The sequence below is a fragment of the Anaerocolumna sedimenticola genome, from assembly GCF_009931695.1.
GTDB lineage: Bacteria > Bacillota > Clostridia > Lachnospirales > Lachnospiraceae > Anaerocolumna > Anaerocolumna sedimenticola.
The window spans coordinates 2,769,237-2,787,145 of record NZ_CP048000.1 but is presented as its reverse complement, the minus strand read 5'-3'; the positions used below and the strand labels follow the sequence as shown (position 1 = coordinate 2,787,145).

General features: G+C 50.2%; 15 protein-coding genes and 2 pseudogenes. 16 read left to right on the top strand and 1 reads right to left on the bottom strand.

Annotation, left to right across the window (positions count from 1 at the left end; all coding sequences use genetic code 11):
- Positions 1-103: 103 nt before the first annotated feature.
- Positions 104-2,944 (bottom strand): NACHT domain-containing protein, encoded by a 2,841-nt coding sequence (locus Ana3638_RS12335; RefSeq protein ID WP_161838297.1) that lies wholly within the window; start codon positions 2,942-2,944, stop codon positions 104-106.
- A gap of 221 nt (positions 2,945-3,165) precedes the next feature.
- Between Ana3638_RS12335 and Ana3638_RS12330 the strand changes: the two genes are divergently transcribed.
- From Ana3638_RS12330 to Ana3638_RS12255, 16 genes and pseudogenes are all read left to right on the top strand, one after another.
- Positions 3,166-3,642: an RNA polymerase sigma factor gene (locus Ana3638_RS12330; protein ID WP_161838296.1), complete on the top strand. Its 477-nt coding sequence runs from the start codon at positions 3,166-3,168 to the stop codon at positions 3,640-3,642.
- A 145-nt stretch (positions 3,643-3,787) separates the two neighbouring features.
- Positions 3,788-3,970 carry a hypothetical protein gene (locus Ana3638_RS12325; RefSeq protein ID WP_161838295.1) on the top strand — a complete coding sequence of 61 codons (183 nt, stop codon included), beginning with the start codon at positions 3,788-3,790 and terminating at the stop codon, positions 3,968-3,970.
- Positions 3,954-4,286, top strand: a complete 333-nt coding sequence (locus Ana3638_RS12320) for a DNA ligase (protein WP_161838294.1) — start codon at positions 3,954-3,956, stop codon at positions 4,284-4,286. Before Ana3638_RS12325 ends, Ana3638_RS12320 begins: the two co-directional genes overlap by 17 nt.
- Positions 4,279-5,400: a DUF2800 domain-containing protein gene (locus Ana3638_RS12315; protein WP_161838293.1), complete on the top strand. Its 1,122-nt coding sequence runs from the start codon at positions 4,279-4,281 to the stop codon at positions 5,398-5,400. The genes Ana3638_RS12320 and Ana3638_RS12315 overlap by 8 nt, the downstream gene beginning before the upstream one ends.
- 12 nt (positions 5,401-5,412) lie before the next feature.
- Complete coding sequence (locus tag Ana3638_RS12310) at positions 5,413-5,991, top strand: DUF2815 family protein (protein WP_161838292.1); 579 nt, start codon at positions 5,413-5,415, stop codon at positions 5,989-5,991.
- Complete coding sequence (locus Ana3638_RS12305) at positions 5,988-7,928, top strand: DNA polymerase (RefSeq protein ID WP_161838291.1); 1,941 nt, start codon at positions 5,988-5,990, stop codon at positions 7,926-7,928. Before Ana3638_RS12310 ends, Ana3638_RS12305 begins: the two co-directional genes overlap by 4 nt.
- Positions 7,929-8,007: 79 nt before the next feature.
- Positions 8,008-8,676, top strand: a complete 669-nt coding sequence (locus tag Ana3638_RS12300; RefSeq protein WP_161838290.1) for a Rha family transcriptional regulator — start codon at positions 8,008-8,010, stop codon at positions 8,674-8,676.
- Between the two features lie 15 nt (positions 8,677-8,691).
- Positions 8,692-9,116, top strand: a pseudogene (locus Ana3638_RS26775) (DUF7768 domain-containing protein).
- Positions 9,113-11,508: pseudogene (locus tag Ana3638_RS12290) on the top strand (VapE domain-containing protein). Before Ana3638_RS26775 ends, Ana3638_RS12290 begins: the two co-directional pseudogenes overlap by 4 nt.
- A 166-nt stretch (positions 11,509-11,674) precedes the next feature.
- Positions 11,675-11,956 carry a VRR-NUC domain-containing protein gene (locus Ana3638_RS12285; protein ID WP_161838289.1) on the top strand — a complete coding sequence of 94 codons (282 nt, stop codon included), beginning with the start codon at positions 11,675-11,677 and terminating at the stop codon, positions 11,954-11,956.
- Entirely contained in the window at positions 11,937-13,295 is a 1,359-nt protein-coding gene (locus tag Ana3638_RS12280) for a DEAD/DEAH box helicase (protein ID WP_161838288.1), read from the top strand. The genes Ana3638_RS12285 and Ana3638_RS12280 overlap by 20 nt, the downstream gene beginning before the upstream one ends.
- Before the next feature lie 208 nt (positions 13,296-13,503).
- Positions 13,504-13,740, top strand: coding sequence for a hypothetical protein (locus tag Ana3638_RS25175; RefSeq protein ID WP_246240170.1), 237 nt, complete (start codon positions 13,504-13,506; stop codon positions 13,738-13,740).
- Positions 13,741-13,867: 127 nt separating this feature from the next.
- On the top strand, positions 13,868-14,224 hold the full coding sequence (locus tag Ana3638_RS12270; protein ID WP_161838287.1) for an HNH endonuclease: 357 nt from the start codon (positions 13,868-13,870) through the stop codon (positions 14,222-14,224).
- A gap of 113 nt (positions 14,225-14,337) precedes the next feature.
- Entirely contained in the window at positions 14,338-14,916 is a 579-nt protein-coding gene (locus Ana3638_RS12265) for a P27 family phage terminase small subunit (RefSeq protein ID WP_161838286.1), read from the top strand.
- A 6-nt stretch (positions 14,917-14,922) separates the two neighbouring features.
- The gene (locus Ana3638_RS12260; RefSeq protein ID WP_161838285.1) at positions 14,923-16,164 is read left to right on the top strand and encodes a site-specific DNA-methyltransferase; all 1,242 of its coding nucleotides are present in this window, start codon (positions 14,923-14,925) and stop codon (positions 16,162-16,164) included.
- Complete coding sequence (locus Ana3638_RS12255) at positions 16,157-17,845, top strand: DNA cytosine methyltransferase (RefSeq protein ID WP_161838284.1); 1,689 nt, start codon at positions 16,157-16,159, stop codon at positions 17,843-17,845. The genes Ana3638_RS12260 and Ana3638_RS12255 overlap by 8 nt, the downstream gene beginning before the upstream one ends.
- Positions 17,846-17,909 lie beyond the last annotated feature (64 nt).

Genomic DNA, 17,909 nt, shown 5'->3' with positions numbered 1-17,909 from the left:
GACCCTGTGATTCACGTGCAAAAAATACACTACGGTTATAAGGATTACCATATTTTTTAATCGAGATCATTGTTAGTAATTTGTGCAATTTATAAAAACACCGCTAAAACAAGTCAAACAGGCTACCACCTGTAGGCTTTTGCTTTGCTTGCAGCTTTTCAAGATACCTCCTCATCTCCACATATTCCTCTTTTAAGGCAAATTGGTCATTATCAAGGCAATCTAACAATTCTTTATATTCAGTTGGTTTTTTACGTACAGCTTCAACATCAAACTCGTACACCCGACCAACAATATCTGGTATACCATATTCGTTTTTATAGTCCCATCCCACATCATCAGCATCAACTAAAGTTTGACTTTCATTCTCGTCAATAACATAAACGTATTCAGTCCTAACCAACGAGTCGTAGTGTGGAAAATCATTACAATCTACTGCCCATCGTCCATTAAGCTGTTTAATAAAATCGAAAAGGTATGATTGTGGGGAATTCGATATGAATTCGTTAGTTTCACCCTTCTCATAACTCAGACTGGGATATATCGTTTCAAGGAATGTCCAGTATCCCTCCTCATCATCGCATCGCTCATAAAGTCCGGATAAAAACGGCAAAAATATGTACTCCTCTATCTTATCGGAGATCATATCGTACAGCATGTTGAAGGTCTTATCTCCATACATCCGGCTATGTCGATTCTCGAAAAAATCTCCGATACTTTCAAGGTTCTTATCCTTTTGTTTTGAAAAATATAAGGCACAGAAATACTCCTGAAACGACCGGTGAGTAAAGTGATACTTCCCACTCTCAAAGTACATAAGACACATATTGGAGCAAAGATCATATAGAAAATCGCTTGCAGTAGTTGTTCTGTCATTAGCTTTTTCCCGCTCTTTTAATAAACTGTAATACTTCACAAACTCCTCTTCAGTTAACTCGAATTTTTCATCATAATAAGATCGCGAACACAGTTCGGCAAAATAATCGGCAAATTTATCAGCGGTCAATCCAGTTTTTAGTGTGCGTTTATATGCCCCTTTGCTTGCATCATGTTTTACAGACAGGGCGGCAAAAGCCTCCCTATAAAATACGTGCATCTTTGATGGCACTTCAGCGTATTGCTCAAAAGTTAATAGCATGATGGTTAGCAGCAAAGGATTCTCGATAAAAGTGCTATGTGTGCGATATAGGTTGTCGTTTAGTTCGTTACGGAATTTTTCTTTTATAATCGGCTCATCTGGCCTAAACTCCAAGTTGTCAATCAGCTTTAATGCCTGCATTTTAGAAAAGGGTTTTAACTGCAAAACTGTAAAACGCGAATATGAAATAAATGACTGATATGGGCGTGAAGATATAACAAAACAGTTTTCCGGATACTTGTCTGTAAACACTTCTAACTCACGCTCAAACTGTTTTGCATAAGTCGATCCAATTTCATCCAACCCATCAAATAGCAAGAGGCATTTGCCTTGATTCAGCACTTCTTCAAATTGCTCTTCCGTAATTTCATTGCAAAGGCTTATGACTTTTGAAAAGACATACTCAAACAAGGTGTCAACCGTCTCATCAAAATCTTTAAGTGGAATGAAAACAGGGATCATTAGCATATCGGAATAATTCTCGACCGAGTTTAGCAGTAAATGGCGCATCATCATAGACTTTCCGAGACCGCCAGTTCCAGCAAGAATCACAAATCGCGAACATTCCAAAAGGGATTTTACGGTAACATTCCCGATTCTGGATAGTTTATATGACGTACCGAATTTCCCTGGGACAGAAATACGGCGTTCAATATCGTTGCAGACATAAAAATCATAAAACGGCTTAGGCTGATCATTGTAGAGTAACGTCTTAATCATGCTGTATTTGTCTTTAGCGTTCCGTAGATACGCTTTAAAGTTCGGTTTCGCCTTCACCGGGATTGTTTCGGTCAGTGGCTCCGATAAGAAATCCCTAAACGTTATATAACAATCCACTTCCTTTACAATTTTTCCAAATACTTCACTGGCATTATCGACTGGCAGATTTGAACTGCGCCTTATCATTATTTCTTCCCAGTCTTTGTAAAGACTCGTAATGTTGTCAATGAAAGTTTTTAATTCTCCAGCGGCACAACTTTGAGACCGTCCTAAGCGAACTGTCTCTTCAAGTGCGAGATAAAAAGCCCGCCAATCATCGCTACTTGGCTGTCTCTTTGCATTCTTACCGAGACTATCTACAATAAGGCGCATTATTTCTTCCAACTCATCAACTTGCTGGTCAAAGGAATTATCTTTTGTAACACAGTAAGGTTCCTGAGCTATAGATATATTTGAAGGAATATGAATTTCCTTAGATATATGGTCAACTATCTTAATTCTCCTCGTGTTTATCAGCCCATTTATGTAATCTGGTGTTATTCCCTTAACTGTTTCCTTGCCAACCGTATTCACTACCCCTGCGGCGACGGTATAAAGGAAAACACCTGCCAACAATTCATCCAACGCAACTTCGCCCTGTGAAAGCAGGGCGTTTTTTGTTATACCGAGGTATTTTTCAAAACTTAATTTCTTTTCATCGTCAAGGAATGAGTCCCTTTCAATAACATCAAACAAAGCGAGTACAACTCGCTCTTTTTTGTCTTCGTCAAGCAAGCACAATACATTTTCCCTAAATTTTTGCACTACGTCCTCTTTGTTAGCTTTCTGCGCAGCATTAATGACGTTGCTGATACTTTCACCAGGCTTTTTTAATGCGCCACTACCACGTCCGCTCATACGCCCACTTGAAAGATTGCCATCACAACTAATCAGTCGAGATACAGCAGTTGCATTATCGCTATTTATATATTGGCAGCCAGGGTCTACTGTCCGTGTCATCGTTCCAACAAGAATTGGATCGGTGACATTATCTAATTTGCACAAACGGAGAATCTGTGCAAACGTCCCAAAACACAGTCTTGTCATAGTTTTACTCCCTTGTAACTCATAAGCAATTCATTGTAAATACATGCAAATGAGGAGTAAACACCGCTCAATATCGACGCAAACCCCTCTGGAATTAAGCTGATGCCGGAAGCTCTGGCATCAGCTTTTTTGTTGCTTGAAATAAGAGTCGTTCCTACTAATTCCTATTTATTCACTATAACACGAACCACAAAAATTGTCAATCTATGGAGGAAATCAGTATGAAAAATCAACAACGTCACATTGAAATCAACGAACAACAAATCCCCGTCACCGAAGAAAGTTACCGTGCTTACAAGCGTCCGGCATGGGCAGAACGCAAGCGGAGGGAACGTGAAAAGCGCTGTGTTATCAGCAATGGCAAGGGCGGCACAAAACGCTGCACTGGCGACTGCAGCAAATGCGATAAGCAACGGACAGGCAGCGTCCTCTCACTGGACAAGTTCACCGAAGAGGGTTTCGATGTCGCCGACACCATTGACATCGCCGAACTCGTAGCAGACAAGCTGCTCCTGGAAGAACTGTACATAGCCCTGGAAGAACTCGACCCGGACAACCGCAGGATCGTGGAACTCTTCAGCATCGGCAAATCCGAGCGGGAAATTGCCAACGATATCGGCCTATCGCAGAAAGCCATCAATAAAAGGAAAACAAAGCTGTTCGCCCAGCTGCGCGAACGCCTCAAAGACTTTATCTGATCTTGGACTTACGCCCTCTGGTGTCCTGGGGATATCAGAGGGCAGAGCCAAAAAAGAAAATTCCTAAAACAAGTACTCAACTTTTCAACTTCTGTCCTGTGGAAGGTGAGGGAAGTGAAACAGCCCTCGGAACGGAGGTTCAAAAATGGAAACACAAGCAAAACAAACCGACATCGAATGCCGAGACCGTGAGATTGACGAGGAATTGGCGGATGTCCTCACGGCAATCAGCGTGGTGTCAAAACGCCTTGCCCGGAAGTTGACGATGCTTTCACGGCAAGACGAACAAAAGGCTGAAGGAGGAAAATCGGATGAGCAAGATGAGTGAACTGTCCCTTGCGGTAACGGAACTAAAGCGCTGCGGCGAAGCCCTTATCAGCATATCAGAGTCGCTTGCAGACTTATTCAGAGGTAATGAGGATGTCCAGGATGCGGATCAGCCAAAAGCGGAAGTCTCTGCTCCGGCTGAAAAGCCCATAACCCTTGAGGTGGTCAGGGCTGTGCTTGCGGAAAAGAGCCGTGCCGGTCATACCGCCGAAGTCCGCGCTCTGCTGGAAATGCACGGTGCCGCGAAGCTGTCGGAAATCAACCCTTCAGAATATCCGGCACTGCTTGCGGAAGCCGAGGTGCTGGGAAATGGGTAAGCATGCTCTCCTTTCCGCCTCCTCTTCCCACAGGTGGCTAAACTGCCCGCCTTCCGCAAGGCTTTGCGAGAGTTATGAGGATACGGGCAGCGATTATGCCGCCGAAGGAACGGACGCCCATGCACTCTGCGAGTATAAGTTGAAGACCGCACTCGGTATCCGTGCCAAAGACCCAACCGCCAACCTTACCTACTACAACGAAGAGATGGAGGACTGCGCCAACGGCTATGCCGCCTTCATCCTCGAAATTGTGGAAACGGCAAAGCAGACCTGCGCTGACCCGGTTGTCCTCATTGAACAGCGGCTCGACTTCTCCAAATACGTTGAGGGCGGCTTTGGCACCGGCGACTGTTTGGTTATCGCAGACGGTACGCTCCACATCGTGGACTATAAACACGGGCAAGGAGTGCTGGTAGAAGCGGAGGGCAATCCGCAAATGATACTGTACGCGTTGGGTGCTTTGGAAATCTTCGAGTGTCTCTATGATATCGATACGGTTTCCATGACCATCTACCAACCCAGGCGCGACAACGTATCCACCCATACGGTATTCAAGGAATCCTTATACCAATGGGCTGAGGAAGTCCTGAAACCGGCAGCAGAACTCGCTTACGCCGGTGACGGGAAATTTAAGTGCGGCGAATGGTGCCAGTTCTGCAAAGTAAAGCATGATTGCCGCGCCAGAGCCGAACACAACCTGGAACTCGCCAGATATGACTTCAAGCTTCCTCCTCTGCTGGAGGATGACGAGGTTGAGGATATCCTTGGCAAAATCGACGGCCTGGTCTCTTGGGCCAATGACATCAAGGATTACGCCCTGCAGGCTGCCCTTAGCGGCAAGCAGTGGAACGGGTGGAAACTGGTCGAAGGCCGCTCCAACCGCAGATACACTGACGAGGCGGCGGTAGCTGACGCAGTCAGCGCGGCGGGATTTGACCCATACGAACGCAAAGTCCTGGGCATCACCGCCATGACCTCTCTGCTTGGCAAAAAACGCTTTGAAGAAGTTCTCGGCGGTTACATTGAAAAGCCTCAAGGCAAACCAACGCTTGTGCCGGAAAGCGATAAACGCCCGGCAATCCATAATGCACAGCAAGACTTTAATGAATTTTAGGAGGAAAATCTTATGTCAAATAACACAAACAAAGTTAACGCAAATCCTATGAAGGTTATCACCGGACCCGATACTCGCTGGTCTTATGCCAACGTCTGGGAGGCCAAGTCTATTAACGGAGGCACTCCTAAGTTCTCGGTATCACTCATCATCCCCAAGTCCGACACCCGTACCATAGCAAAAATCAAGGCCGCAATTGAAGCCGCCTACCGTGAGGGTGAAGCAAAGCTGAAAGGCAACGGCAAAACCGTACCGCCCCTTTCCGCTATCAAGACACCTCTGCGCGACGGCGATACCGAACGCCCTGACGATCCTGCCTATGCCAATTCATATTTCATTAACGCCAACTCCTCGACCGCACCCGGCATTGTGGATGCCGACCGCCAGCCCATCCTTGACCGTTCCGAGGTTTACAGCGGAGTCTATGGCAGGGTAAGCATCAACTTCTATGCCTTTAACAGCAACGGAAACCGGGGCATTGCCTGCGGGCTGAACAATCTGCAGAAAATCCGCGATGGCGAACCTCTCGGCGGCAAGTCCAGGGCTGAGGACGATTTCGCCACCGAAATCGATGAGGACTTCCTTTCGTGAGGGCGCTCAGTATCGACATAGAAACGTACAGCAGTGTAGACCTCGCCAAAAGCGGGGTCTACCGCTATACGGAATCACCGGACTTTGCAGTCCTTCTCTTCGGTTATTCCGTTGATGGCGGTGAGGTTCGGGTGGTTGACCTCACGTGCGGTGAAGCAATCCCACCCGAAGTCGTCGCTGCGCTCGCAGATGAGGATGTGACAAAGTGGGCTTTCAACGCCCAGTTTGAACGCATCTGTTTGTCAAAGTGGTTAGGGTTACCCATGGGCCAATATCTTGACCCAAAGTCATGGCGCTGCACGATGGTATGGTCAGCATACATGGGCCTGCCCCTCTCCCTTGAAGGAACCGGCGCCGTCCTTGGCCTTGAAAAGCAAAAGCTCACGGAGGGCAAAGATTTAATCCGGTATTTTTCTGTGCCGTGCAAACCTGCAGTCTCCAATGGGGGCCGTACAAGGAACCTGCCAGCCCACGCCCCGGATAAATGGGCTGCGTTCAAGGCCTACAACCTTCGGGACGTTGAAACTGAAATGGCGATACAGCAGAAGCTGGCAAAGTTCCCCGTGCCGGATAGGGTTTGGGAGGAATACCGCCTCGACCAAGAGATTAACGATCGCGGCGTCTTTCTGGACATGGATTTTGTTCATAAAGCTATCGAAGCAGATACCCTCTCCCGCTCTAAACTGGCTGGCATGATGCGGGAATTGACTGAACTTGAGAATCCAAATTCCATTGTCCAAATGAAACAATGGCTTTCCAACAATGGCCTTGAAACCGACACGCTTGGCAAAAAGGCTGTGGCGGAACTTTTAAAGGCTGCATCAGAACCGCTCTGTAAGGTGCTGGAACTCAGGCAGTCACTTGCTAAGTCATCGGTCAAGAAATACACGGCTATGGAAAACGTAGTCTGTGCCGACGGGCGCGCCCGTGGGATGTTCCAGTTTTACGGCGCCAATCGAACCGGTAGATGGGCCGGCAGATTAATACAATTGCAAAACCTGCCCCAAAACCACATACCCGATCTTAAGCAGGCTCGAAGCCTCGTGCGTTCCGGCAACCTCACAGCTTTGGAAATGCTCTACGACTCCGTGCCGGAGGTACTGTCGGAACTCATCCGTACCGCCTTTGTGCCTAAAGATAACTGTAAATTCATAGTGGCGGACTTCTCGGCAATTGAAGCAAGGGTCATTGCATGGCTGGCGGGCGAAAAATGGCGGCAGGAAGTCTTTGAGTCCGGCGGTGATATCTACTGCGCTTCCGCTTCCCAGATGTTCCACGTTCCCGTAGAAAAAAACAGTGTCAACGGCCACCTGCGGCAAAAAGGCAAAATCGCAGAACTCGCCCTCGGATACGGCGGATCAGTCGGTGCTCTCAAAGCTATGGGCGCATTGGAGATGGGGCTTGAAGAGGAAGAACTTCAACCACTTGTTTCCGCCTGGAGATCATCTAACCCCAATATCGTGAGGCTCTGGTGGGATATTGACCGTGCCGCTATGAAGGCGGCCAAGGATCGCACCGCTACGGAAGCACACGGTATCCGCTTTTCCTATCAGAGCGGAATGCTCTTTATAACTCTCCCCTCCGGCAGACGCCTTGCCTATGTAAAGCCGCGTATCGGCGAGAACCGATTTGGATCAGACTGCATCACCTACGAAGGCGTCGGCAGTACAAAGAAATGGGAACGGATTGAAAGCTATGGCCCGAAACTCACGGAAAATATCGTGCAGGCCACGAGCCGGGACATCCTCTGCTACGCCATGCTGAATCTTAGGCATTGCTCCATCGTGATGCACGTCCACGATGAGATTGTTATCGAAGCTGATCATCGGATGTCCACCGAGGCTGTATGCAAGCAAATGGGGCAAACTCCGCCCTGGGCAAAAGGCCTTTTACTTCGGGCGGACGGATACGAAACAGATTTCTATAAAAAGGACTGACAGAAAAGTACTCAAAAACCTCTTTCCTGTCCTGTGGATGTTAGAAGGCAATGATGCCTTCAAGATTGGAGGGAAACAGATGAAGGAATTAATCCCAAAGGATAAGTACGGTGTTTTCGCCGATACCAATGACACTGCAAGGGTTGACAGCCTGTTTGTTGCTCAGTTTTTTGAGAAGGAACATTTTCATGTCCTTCGTGATATCGCGAAAATCACTGACACCAAATCTGGATTGAGTGAGGAATTTACTGAATCCAATTTTGAGCTGACCTATTATAAGGACAGAACCGGAAGGAAACTACCTTGTTACGCAATGACCCGCGACGGTTTCACCATGCTGGTCATGGGATACACGGGGCAGAAAGCAATGAGGTTCAAGGAGCTGTATATCAGGCGCTTTAATGAGATGGAACAGTTCATCAAAACGCTTGTCACCGCCCGTAAGGAATTCCCGTTGCTGACCGAAAATATCAAGCTGCTGCATGAAAACCCCAAACCATACCACTTCAGCAACGAGTGCGACATGATAAACCGCATTGTTACCGGGATGTCGGCAAAGCAGTTCAGGCAGGCACACGGCCTTGAAAAAGGCACCAGTATCCGTCCTTATCTGACGGACGAACAGGTCAGGATGATGGAAACGCTGCAGAAGGTTGATATCGGCTTGCTGGTTGCCGTACCGGATTACGAACAGCGCAAGCGCCATCTGGAATGGTATAAGCTGAAGCTGCTCGAAAAGCCCGCGTGAAAGTGAGGTCGACCTATGAGCATCAATAAATTCAACTCTGAAGGCTACTTTGACCCCACCGCTTATGAAGCCTTGACAGCTGTAGAGCAAGAGGAAAAAGCCGCAAAAGCCTTCCGCCCCTTGTATATATTTGTTCCCCTTATTCCGGGGATGTCGAAAGCAATATCAAGTCGGCCAGACGGTACAGCCGGTTTGCGGTTGAAATGGGATATATCCCTTTCACACCGCACTTGCTTTACCCTCTATTTTTAGATGACGATAACCCGGCTGAACGCAGCCTGGGTTTACTCTTTGGCAATGTACTTATGTCAAAATGCGCAGAGGTCTGGGTGTTTGGCAGCTATATCTCCTCCGGTATGAATGCTGAGATTGAGAGAGCCAAGCGGAAGAAATACACCATCAGATATTTTTCTGATGACTGCAAGGAGGTCTCAGAATGAAGATTTCGTACGGCAACAGCCGCATGGATAAAAAGTGGAAAAACAGCGACATCTCCTGGGATGACTTTTGCACACGGGTTAGTTCCACTGTCCGCACCACGGAAACCGTGGAGGAATACCGAAAGCTGAAGAAAGGCCAGCAGGACGTTATCAAAGATGTCGGCGGCTATGTGGCCGGCCACCTTAAGGCAGGCCGCCGCAAAAAGGGATTTGTACTCTGCCGCTCCATGATCCTTCTGGACATGGACTACGGCACCCCGGGCATTTGGGATGAAGTCATTATGAAGTTCGACTTTAGGTGCTGTGCCTACTCCACCCATAAGCATACCCCTGAAAAGCCTCGTATCCGCCTTGCCATTCCGCTCACCCGCGACATAAGCGAAGCCGAATACCCCGCTGTAGCTCGGATGGCAGCAAAGGACATTGGAATCGACCTTTTTGACGATACGACCTATGAGGCACACCGGCTCATGTACTGGCCGTCCACCTCTATGAACGGAGAGTTCTGGTTCCGGAAAAAGGATGGCAGCGACCTTAACCCGGACGTCTACCTTACTCGCTATGACGATTGGCAAGATGAGTCCACTTGGCCGCGCTCCAGCCGCCAATCCGAGGTAGTGAGAAGCAGTGCCGCCGAAGCAGGGAATCCGCTCACCAAGCCGGGCATCATCGGGGCGTTTAACCGAGCCTATACCGTTGAGGAGGCAATCGAAGCCTTCCTCTACGATGTGTATGAGCCATCCGCCATGAACGGCAGATACGACTATATACCCGCCGACAGCAGCGCGGGCGTGGTTATCTACGACAGCGTGTTCGCATACAGCCATCACGCCACCGACCCAGCCTGCGGAAAACTGCTGAATGCTTTTGACCTGGTACGGCTCCATAAATTCCGTGGCCTTGACGACAAGTCCGCCGAAGATACCCCGGTGAGCAAGCTGCCATCCTTTAAGGCAATGACGGAGCTTGCGGTAAATGATGAGCGTGTGAAGCTCCTATTGGCAGAAGAACGCCGGGCGCAGGCATCGGCCGAATTTGCCGAGGATGATACGGACTGGGAGAAAAACCTCGAGTATGAACCGCGCTCCACAGTGCTTAAAAACTCCCTTGGCAACCTTCTGCTCATCCTGAAAAACGACCCAAAGCTGCAAGGCATCCGATATAACCGCCTTGCGAACCAGATTTACGGCGATGACGCCCTACCGTGGGAACGTCCGTACCAGGCATGGCGGGATGCGGATATGGCGCAGCTTGTGGCTTATGTGGATAAAACCTATGGCACGTTTTCATCCCGCAACTATGAGCTTGCGCTCACTAAGGCTGCGGACGACCGTGCCTATCATCCTATCCGCGATTACCTCGACAACCTGCCCGAATGGGATGGCACCAAACGGGTGGAAACCTTGCTCGTCCAGTATTTTGGCGCGGAGGATACGGAGTATACCAGGATGGTCACCCGCAAAACCCTCGCGGCGGCGGTGGCCCGCATCTATCAGCCAGGCATTAAGTTCGATTCCATGCTGGTCCTAAACGGCAAGACCGACCTTGGCAAGTCCACCTTCTTTGCCCGGCTTGCCGGAGAATGGTTTTCCGACAGCCTGAACTTTACCGATATGGGCAAAGGCAAAGATGCCGCAGAGAAAATCCAGGGTGTCTGGATTGTAGAAATCCCCGAACTGGCAGGCCTGTCAAAAATGGACGTCAACAACATTAAAGGCTTCCTCTCCCGTCAGGATGACCAGTACCGCCCTCCTATGGGCGAACAGTCGAAAGCCATCCACGCCAATGTATTATCGTAGGTTCCACAAATGCGGAAAACGCGGGGTTCCTGCGTGACACCACCGGAAACCGCCGATTTTGGGTAGTGCGTGTCTGGGGCGGCAGCAAAAAAGGCTGGGATCTGCCCGAAAGCGATGTGCCTCAAATATGGGCGGAAGCAAAGCACTACTGGATGCAGGGCGAAAAGCTTTATCTGGAAGGCAGTGCGGCAGAACAGGCAAAAGCTGAGCAGACCACGGCCCTTGAAGCTGATGAACGCGAGGGCGTGGTCCGCGAGTACCTCGATATGCTCCTTCCGGAGAACTGGTATGACATGGATTTGTACAGCCGGAAGCATTACTTTTCCTCGGACGACCCATTGCAGCCGGAAGGCAAAATTAAGCGCGAGCATGTCAGCAATATGGAAATTTGGTGCGAATGCTTCGGCAATGACCGAGGCAAGTTCGAGCGTCAGGCTGACAGCTACAAAATCAAGCTGATTATGCAAAGGATTGGCGGCTGGGTATATTCCGGCCAGAAAAAGAAAATCAAGGGCTATGGCGCCCAGTATGTGTGGGTACGGGTCTCAGATGAAAACACAACCCCTCAATCTCGGAACCTCTTAGAACCTTGATATATCAATGCTTTTCCCAAGGGTTCCATAGTTCCAATATAAATAAAGAATTATGGATATAGGAAAAGAGCTGGCATGTGTACCCGCGAATACGCGCGTATAGGCTATATGGAATTCTTGGTTCCCTTGGAACTTTGGAACCCCGGAAAAGGCAGAAAGGACTTGTATGAGAGAAAAAACGATAGAATCAAAACTCAAAAGCACAGTCAAATCAATGGGCGGCATCGCCCTGAAGCTGGTCTCACCGGGTTTCGATGGGGTGCCCGACCGCTTAGTGCTGCTCCCCCATGGGAAGCTGGCATTCATAGAACTCAAGGCACCTGGGAAACGGCCGCGCCCTTTGCAGGAAAAACGAAAAAGACAACTGGAAGCGTTAGGCTTTTTAGTATTCTGCATTGACGATACCGAACAGATTGGAGGGATACTCGATGAAATACAGTCCTCATGACTATCAAACCTATACGACCAATTTCATACTGGAGCATCCCATCTCAGCGGTATTTCTGGATATGGGGCTTGGCAAAAGCGTTATTACCCTTACCGCCATCTTCGGCCTTGCCCTTGACAGCTTCCTTATCCGCAAAGTGCTGGTTATCGCCCCGCTGCGAGTCGCACGGGATACATGGCCCGCTGAAATCGAAAAGTGGGATCACCTAAAAGGCCTGACCTACTCCGTGGCTGTCGGCACGGAGCAGGAACGAAGACTTGCGCTTATGCAAAACGTTGATGTGTACCTCATCAACCGTGAAAACGTAGACTGGCTTGTAAACAAGAGCAATCTGCCTTTCGACTACGACATGGTGGTGGTTGATGAGCTTTCCTCCTTCAAGGCATACGGTTCAAAGCGGTTCAAGGCACTGCGCCGTGTCCGTCCGAAGGTAAAGCGCATCGTGGGGCTAACAGGCACCCCTTCCGGCAACGGCCTTATGGATTTATGGGCTGAAATCGGCATTCTCGACATGGGCCAGCGGCTTGGTCGATTCATCACCCATTACCGCAACAGCTTCTTTAGCCCGGATAAGCGCAATCAGCAGATTATTTTCAGCTATAAGCCGCTTCCCGGGGCGGAGGACGAGATTTACCGCCGCATTTCCGACATCACCATAAGCATGAAAAATACAGACTACCTCAAGATGCCGGAATGCGTGATAAACGAGATCCCCGTGCAGCTGTCGGAAAAAGAGAGAAAGGTTTACGACACCATGAAGCGGGATCTTGTTCTTTCACTGGAAGGACAAGAAATTGATGCCGGAAGCGCCGCAAGCCTGTCGAACAAGCTGCTGCAGATGGCCAATGGCGCCGTTTATGCCGATGATGGCTCAGTTGTCATTATCCACGACCGTAAACTGGATGCCTTAGAAGATATCCTTGAAGCCGCCAACGGCAAGCCCGTTCTGATCGCCTACTGGTATAAGCATGATCTTCAGCGGATACTTAAACGTTTTCCCACCGAGCGGCTTGACAGTATCGATTCCATCAAGCGATGGAATGACGGAGAAATCCCAGTTGCGGTTATCCACCCCGCTTCGGCAGGTCACGGTTTGAACCTGCAGACCGGTGGTTCCACCCTGGTATGGTTTGGGCTGACATGGTCGTTGGAACTCTACCAGCAGACTAATGCCCGGCTCTGGCGGCAAGGGCAAAAAGATACCGTGGTCATCCACCACATCATCACCAAGGGTACGATTGACGAACAAGTTATGAAAGCGTTACGGCTCAAAGACAAAACCCAGGCCGCTTTGATTGATGCGGTCAGGGCAAACCTTGAAAAGGAGGCTGGCATATGATCGCACTAAAATATATCAATAAGAACGCCGCTACGGTAGCCGCCATACGCGACTATGAAAACATGCGGTTTATTATCAACAACACACCACAAGAAATCAAGGACGTGTATGAGCAAATGGCTTCACCCAGAGGACCCAAACTGACCGGGCTGCCGTCCGCAAGGAACCCCAGGCGGGAGCCGACAAGCTGGCCGCGCAGATTGACAAGTTGGACATCCTGCGGGAACGCTACAGCCAAGCGATAGAGTACATGGCGTGGTTTGAGCCTGCGTGGTCGAGCATGACCGATACCGAACAGCATATCCTATCGGAATTCTACATGGGTGATAACCGGAAGTCCGGCGCAACCTACCGCCTGATGAGTGAACTCAGCTACAGCGAACGGAAGATTGAGCAGATGCGCAGCGATGCCCTAAAACACCTGCGGATTCTTCTCTTCGGATAAATTGTGCGGAATTCATGCGGTTTGTTTGCAGACGGGCATTGTATAATGGTATCATCGAAAACTGTGACAAGAGCCTTCACGGGGAAACCCGCGGGGGCTTTTTGTTTGCCCGAAGCGAGGTGACCCGATGCCATACAAACCAAAGCGGCCATGTTCCTACCCCGGCTGCCCCAAGCTGACAGACGGCAGATTCTGTGAGGAACACGCCAAAGAAGAAGCAAAACGATACGAACGCTACCAGCGCGACCCCGCCGTAAGGAAACGCTACAACCGGACGTGGAAACGTATCCGTGACCGCTATATCGCAGCCCACCCGCTTTGCGAGCAATGCGAGAAGCAAGGACGGATCACCCCCGCCGAGGAAGTACACCACATCAAGCCGCTGTCCCAAGGCGGCACCAATGACATGGGCAACCTTATGTCTTTATGTACACCCTGCCACTCCGAGATTACTGCCCGTGAAGGTGGACGCTGGGGACGGTAGGGGCGGTCGAAATCTCTGTGGCTCTTCTCCCGTGCAACGGGCGTGGGGTCACGCGCGAAAAAATACCGGTTCAAACGGGGGATTAACCCCGCCACAGCAAGGAGGTGAAGCACGTGGCAAAAGACGGAACAAATAGAGGCGGCCGCCGCGTGCGCGCCGGGGACAAACCGCAGCCCCTTGCAGATAAAATCACGGCCGGAAAAGCCGCCCGCATTTTAGAAGCACCGGATCTGCAGCCCGAGTCGATGCTCGAAGCAAGCGACCTTGACGACGCAGTGGATCTATATGGCGAAGACATGCCGGAGCCGAGCGATTACCTCAGAGCAAGGCAAAAAGACGGAAAACCTCTGGGCGCGGATGTGCTTTTTATTGAAACTTGGAAATGGCTCAAGGAACGCGGGTGTGAGAAATTCGTGAACCCCAGGCTGATTGAAGCCTATGCACAGGCATTTACGCGATACATCCAATGTGAGGAAGCCATCAGCCTGTACGGTCTGCTTGGAAAGCACCCAACCACCGGCGGTGCGATAGCAAGTCCGTTTGTGCAGATGAGCCAATCGTTTCAGAAGCAGGCCAATCTCATCTGGTATGAGATTTTTGACATAGTTAAGCAAAACTGCACCACGGCTTTCGTTGGCAATCCGCAGGACGATATCATGGAAGCACTGCTGTCGGGCAGGAAAGGACGGTAACGGAACATGAAAACAACCGAACGTTTTGAAAAAGTAAATATAGACCGGCTGATACCATATGCAAGGAACGCCCGCACCCACAGTAAGGAGCAGATTCTCCAGCTTCGGGCGAGTCTGCGGGAGTTTGGCTTCGTCAATCCCGTCATCGTGGACAAAGAGCTAAACATCATTGCCGGGCATGGCCGTGTCCTCGCCGCTAAAGAGGAAGGCATCGCCGAAGTTCCCTGTGTGTTTGCCGAACATCTAACGGAAGCACAAAAGCGTGCGTATATCATCGCCGACAACCGTCTTGCCCTGAACGCTGGCTGGGATGCCGAGATGCTGTCGGTAGAGCTTTCAGAATTACAGGGTGTCGATTTCGATGTGTCGCTCTTGGGCTTTGACGAGGCTGAACTAAACAAACTGCTGGGCGGTATTGAGGATGTAAAAGACGATGACTTCAATGTAGACGATGAGCTTTCAAAGCCTGCCGTCACTAAACCGGAAGACCTATGGCTGCTCGGACAGCACCGCCTCGTATGTGGCGACACCACGAAGGCCGAAACCTTTAATCTGCTCATGGACGGCAAACTGGCTAACCTCGCGGTGACCGACCCGCCGTATAACGTTAACTATGAAGGCTCGGCTGGCAAAATCAAAAACGACAACATGGCTGATGAAAAGTTTTATCAGTTTCTGCTGGACGCGTTCACCCTCACCGAAAAGGCGATGGCAAAGGATGCGTCTATTTATGTGTTCCACGCGGATACAGAAGGGCTAAACTTCCGGCGGGCATTTGATGCTGCTGGCTTCTACCTCTCCGGTACATGTATCTGGAAGAAGCAGAGCCTCGTGCTTGGCCGATCACCGTATCAATGGCAGCATGAACCGATCCTGTTCGGCTGGAAGAAGTCAGGCAAGCACGCCTGGTACTCCGACCGCAAGCAGTCAACCATTTGGGAGTTCGATAAGCCCAAGAAGAATGCTGACCATCCGACGATGAAACCGGTGCCGCTGGTAGCCTACCCTATACTTAACTCCAGCATGACGGGCTGTATTGTTCTTGACCCCTTCGGCGGAAGCGGTTCAACATTGATCGCCTGTGAGCAGACCGGGCGAATTTGCTATACCGTTGAACTGGACGAAAAGTATTGCGATGTAATTGTAAAGCGGTACATTGAACAGGTTGGTGGTTCAGATAATGTGTTTCTCATCAGGAATGGCGAAAAAGTACATTTCGCAGATGTGGAGGTAGCTGCCAATGAATAGACAGCTTACCCTCGGCTCCCTCTTTGACGGCTCTGGCGGTTTCCCGCTCGGAGCCGTTTTAAACGGCATTATTCCCGTGTGGGCAAGTGAAATTGAGCCTTTCCCAATACGGGTAACTACCAAACGGCTGCCTTTTATGAAGCACTACGGCGATATCAGCAAAATCGATGGAGCAAAAATTGAGCCGGTCGATATCATCACCCTCGGCTCACCCTGCACCGACATGTCGGTTGCTGGAAAACGCGCCGGTCTGGACGGGACACAATCCGTCCTTTTTTATGAGGCTGTTCGAATCATCAAAGAAATGAGGTGTGCGACTAATGGCCACTATCCAAGATTTATATTGTGGGAAAACGTGCCGGGCGCGTTCTCCTCAAACAAGGGCGAGGACTTCAGGGCAGTGCTCGAAAGCATCATCCAAATCGCAGAGCCGGATGCCAAGGTGCCTGCGCCTGACAAGAACGGATGGCCTTACACCGACATTCTCGTGGGTGACGGATGGAGCGTTGCTTACAGGACTGTTGACGCTCAATTCTTCGGAGTCGCCCAACGGCGCAAAAGAATCTACCTTGTCGCGGATTTTGGAAGCGAACGCGCCGGAGAGGTTCTTTTTGAGTCCGAAGGCATGTCAAGGGATTTTACGCCGTGCTTCCCTGCGGGGCAAGCACCTTCCCGAAGTCCTGCGGATTGCTTTAGAGCACCAGTCTGTGTCCTAAACGATATGGGCGGCTCCTTTATGTCTATCACGGAAGAAAAGACCGCCACCCTACGCGCCGAGGAACATGGGCACCAGCCCATCGTATTTGAGCCTGGCGCGGCTTCAAGAATCGGCGGCCATGTCTGGGAAGGATTCGCCGGTGCGCTTCGCGCCGATGCCGGTGATAATCAGGCCGTGGTCGTTATCGAAAACCATCCCGCCGACAGCAGGCTGAAACTGGATGAGAGCGGCAAAGTCCAGACACTGACTTCCCGAATGGGGACGGGCGGCGGCAATGTTCCGCTGACACTTATGCCGAAAGTCTACGGCATCTGCTCAAAGGACTCCAATGCAATGAAGTCGGCGAACCCACACAGCGGAATCTATGAAGCAAAAACTTCACGTACCCTTGACGCAAACGGCGGTAACCCGGCTTGCAATCAGGGCGGCATCGCTGTCTGTATCCAGGGGTCTATGATAGGCCGGGAGGATAAAAACGGTCCTCGGGGCTATGGTGTGAACGAGGATGTATCGTTTACCCTCAACACCTGTGATAAGCACGCTGTTGCCTATTCCATGACAACCGGCGGTTTCGCTGATATATATGAGGAAAAGGCGTCGACACTTATGGCGCGGGACTATAAAGACCCGCAGTTTGTTGTCCGACCACAGTACATCGTTCGCAGACTTACGCCGCTCGAATGCGCCCGCTTGCAAGGCTTCCCCGACTGGTGGTGTGATGGGCTTGAAACACCTCAACCTACGGAGGAGGAAATCGTCTGGTGGTCTGAGGTGTTCGAGACCCATCGCCGAATCACTGGTTCTCCCTCAAAGCCCAAAAGCCGTAGCCAGATTGTGAAGTGGCTGCATAACCCATATACGGACAGCGCGGCTTACAAGATGTGGGGCAACGGCGTAGCCCTGCCGTGCGTTTGTTTCGCTATGCGCGGAATCGCGGAATTAGTGCAGTCCGACGTGCAGTAATTCCCGCTCATTTCTCGGATTAACAGCTTGCTATTCCACAGCTTTAGAGTGATATATGTAATCA

Excerpts from the sequence above, each read along its gene's own strand:
- Ana3638_RS12280 (WP_161838288.1), top strand. The coding sequence starts at position 11,937 with ATGAAATACAGTCCTCATGACTATCAAACCTATACGACCAATTTCATA.
- Ana3638_RS12335 (WP_161838297.1), bottom strand. The coding sequence starts at position 2,944 with ATGACAAGACTGTGTTTTGGGACGTTTGCACAGATTCTCCGTTTGTGC.
- Ana3638_RS12315 (WP_161838293.1), top strand. The coding sequence starts at position 4,279 with ATGGGTAAGCATGCTCTCCTTTCCGCCTCCTCTTCCCACAGGTGGCTA.
- Ana3638_RS12285 (WP_161838289.1), top strand. The coding sequence starts at position 11,675 with ATGAGAGAAAAAACGATAGAATCAAAACTCAAAAGCACAGTCAAATCA.
- Ana3638_RS12260 (WP_161838285.1), top strand. The coding sequence starts at position 14,923 with ATGAAAACAACCGAACGTTTTGAAAAAGTAAATATAGACCGGCTGATA.
- Ana3638_RS12300 (WP_161838290.1), top strand. The coding sequence starts at position 8,008 with ATGAAGGAATTAATCCCAAAGGATAAGTACGGTGTTTTCGCCGATACC.
- Ana3638_RS12330 (WP_161838296.1), top strand. The coding sequence starts at position 3,166 with ATGAAAAATCAACAACGTCACATTGAAATCAACGAACAACAAATCCCC.
- Ana3638_RS12310 (WP_161838292.1), top strand. The coding sequence starts at position 5,413 with ATGTCAAATAACACAAACAAAGTTAACGCAAATCCTATGAAGGTTATC.
- Ana3638_RS12270 (WP_161838287.1), top strand. The coding sequence starts at position 13,868 with ATGCCATACAAACCAAAGCGGCCATGTTCCTACCCCGGCTGCCCCAAG.
- Ana3638_RS12255 (WP_161838284.1), top strand. The coding sequence starts at position 16,157 with ATGAATAGACAGCTTACCCTCGGCTCCCTCTTTGACGGCTCTGGCGGT.
- Ana3638_RS12325 (WP_161838295.1), top strand. The coding sequence starts at position 3,788 with ATGGAAACACAAGCAAAACAAACCGACATCGAATGCCGAGACCGTGAG.
- Ana3638_RS12320 (WP_161838294.1), top strand. The coding sequence starts at position 3,954 with ATGAGCAAGATGAGTGAACTGTCCCTTGCGGTAACGGAACTAAAGCGC.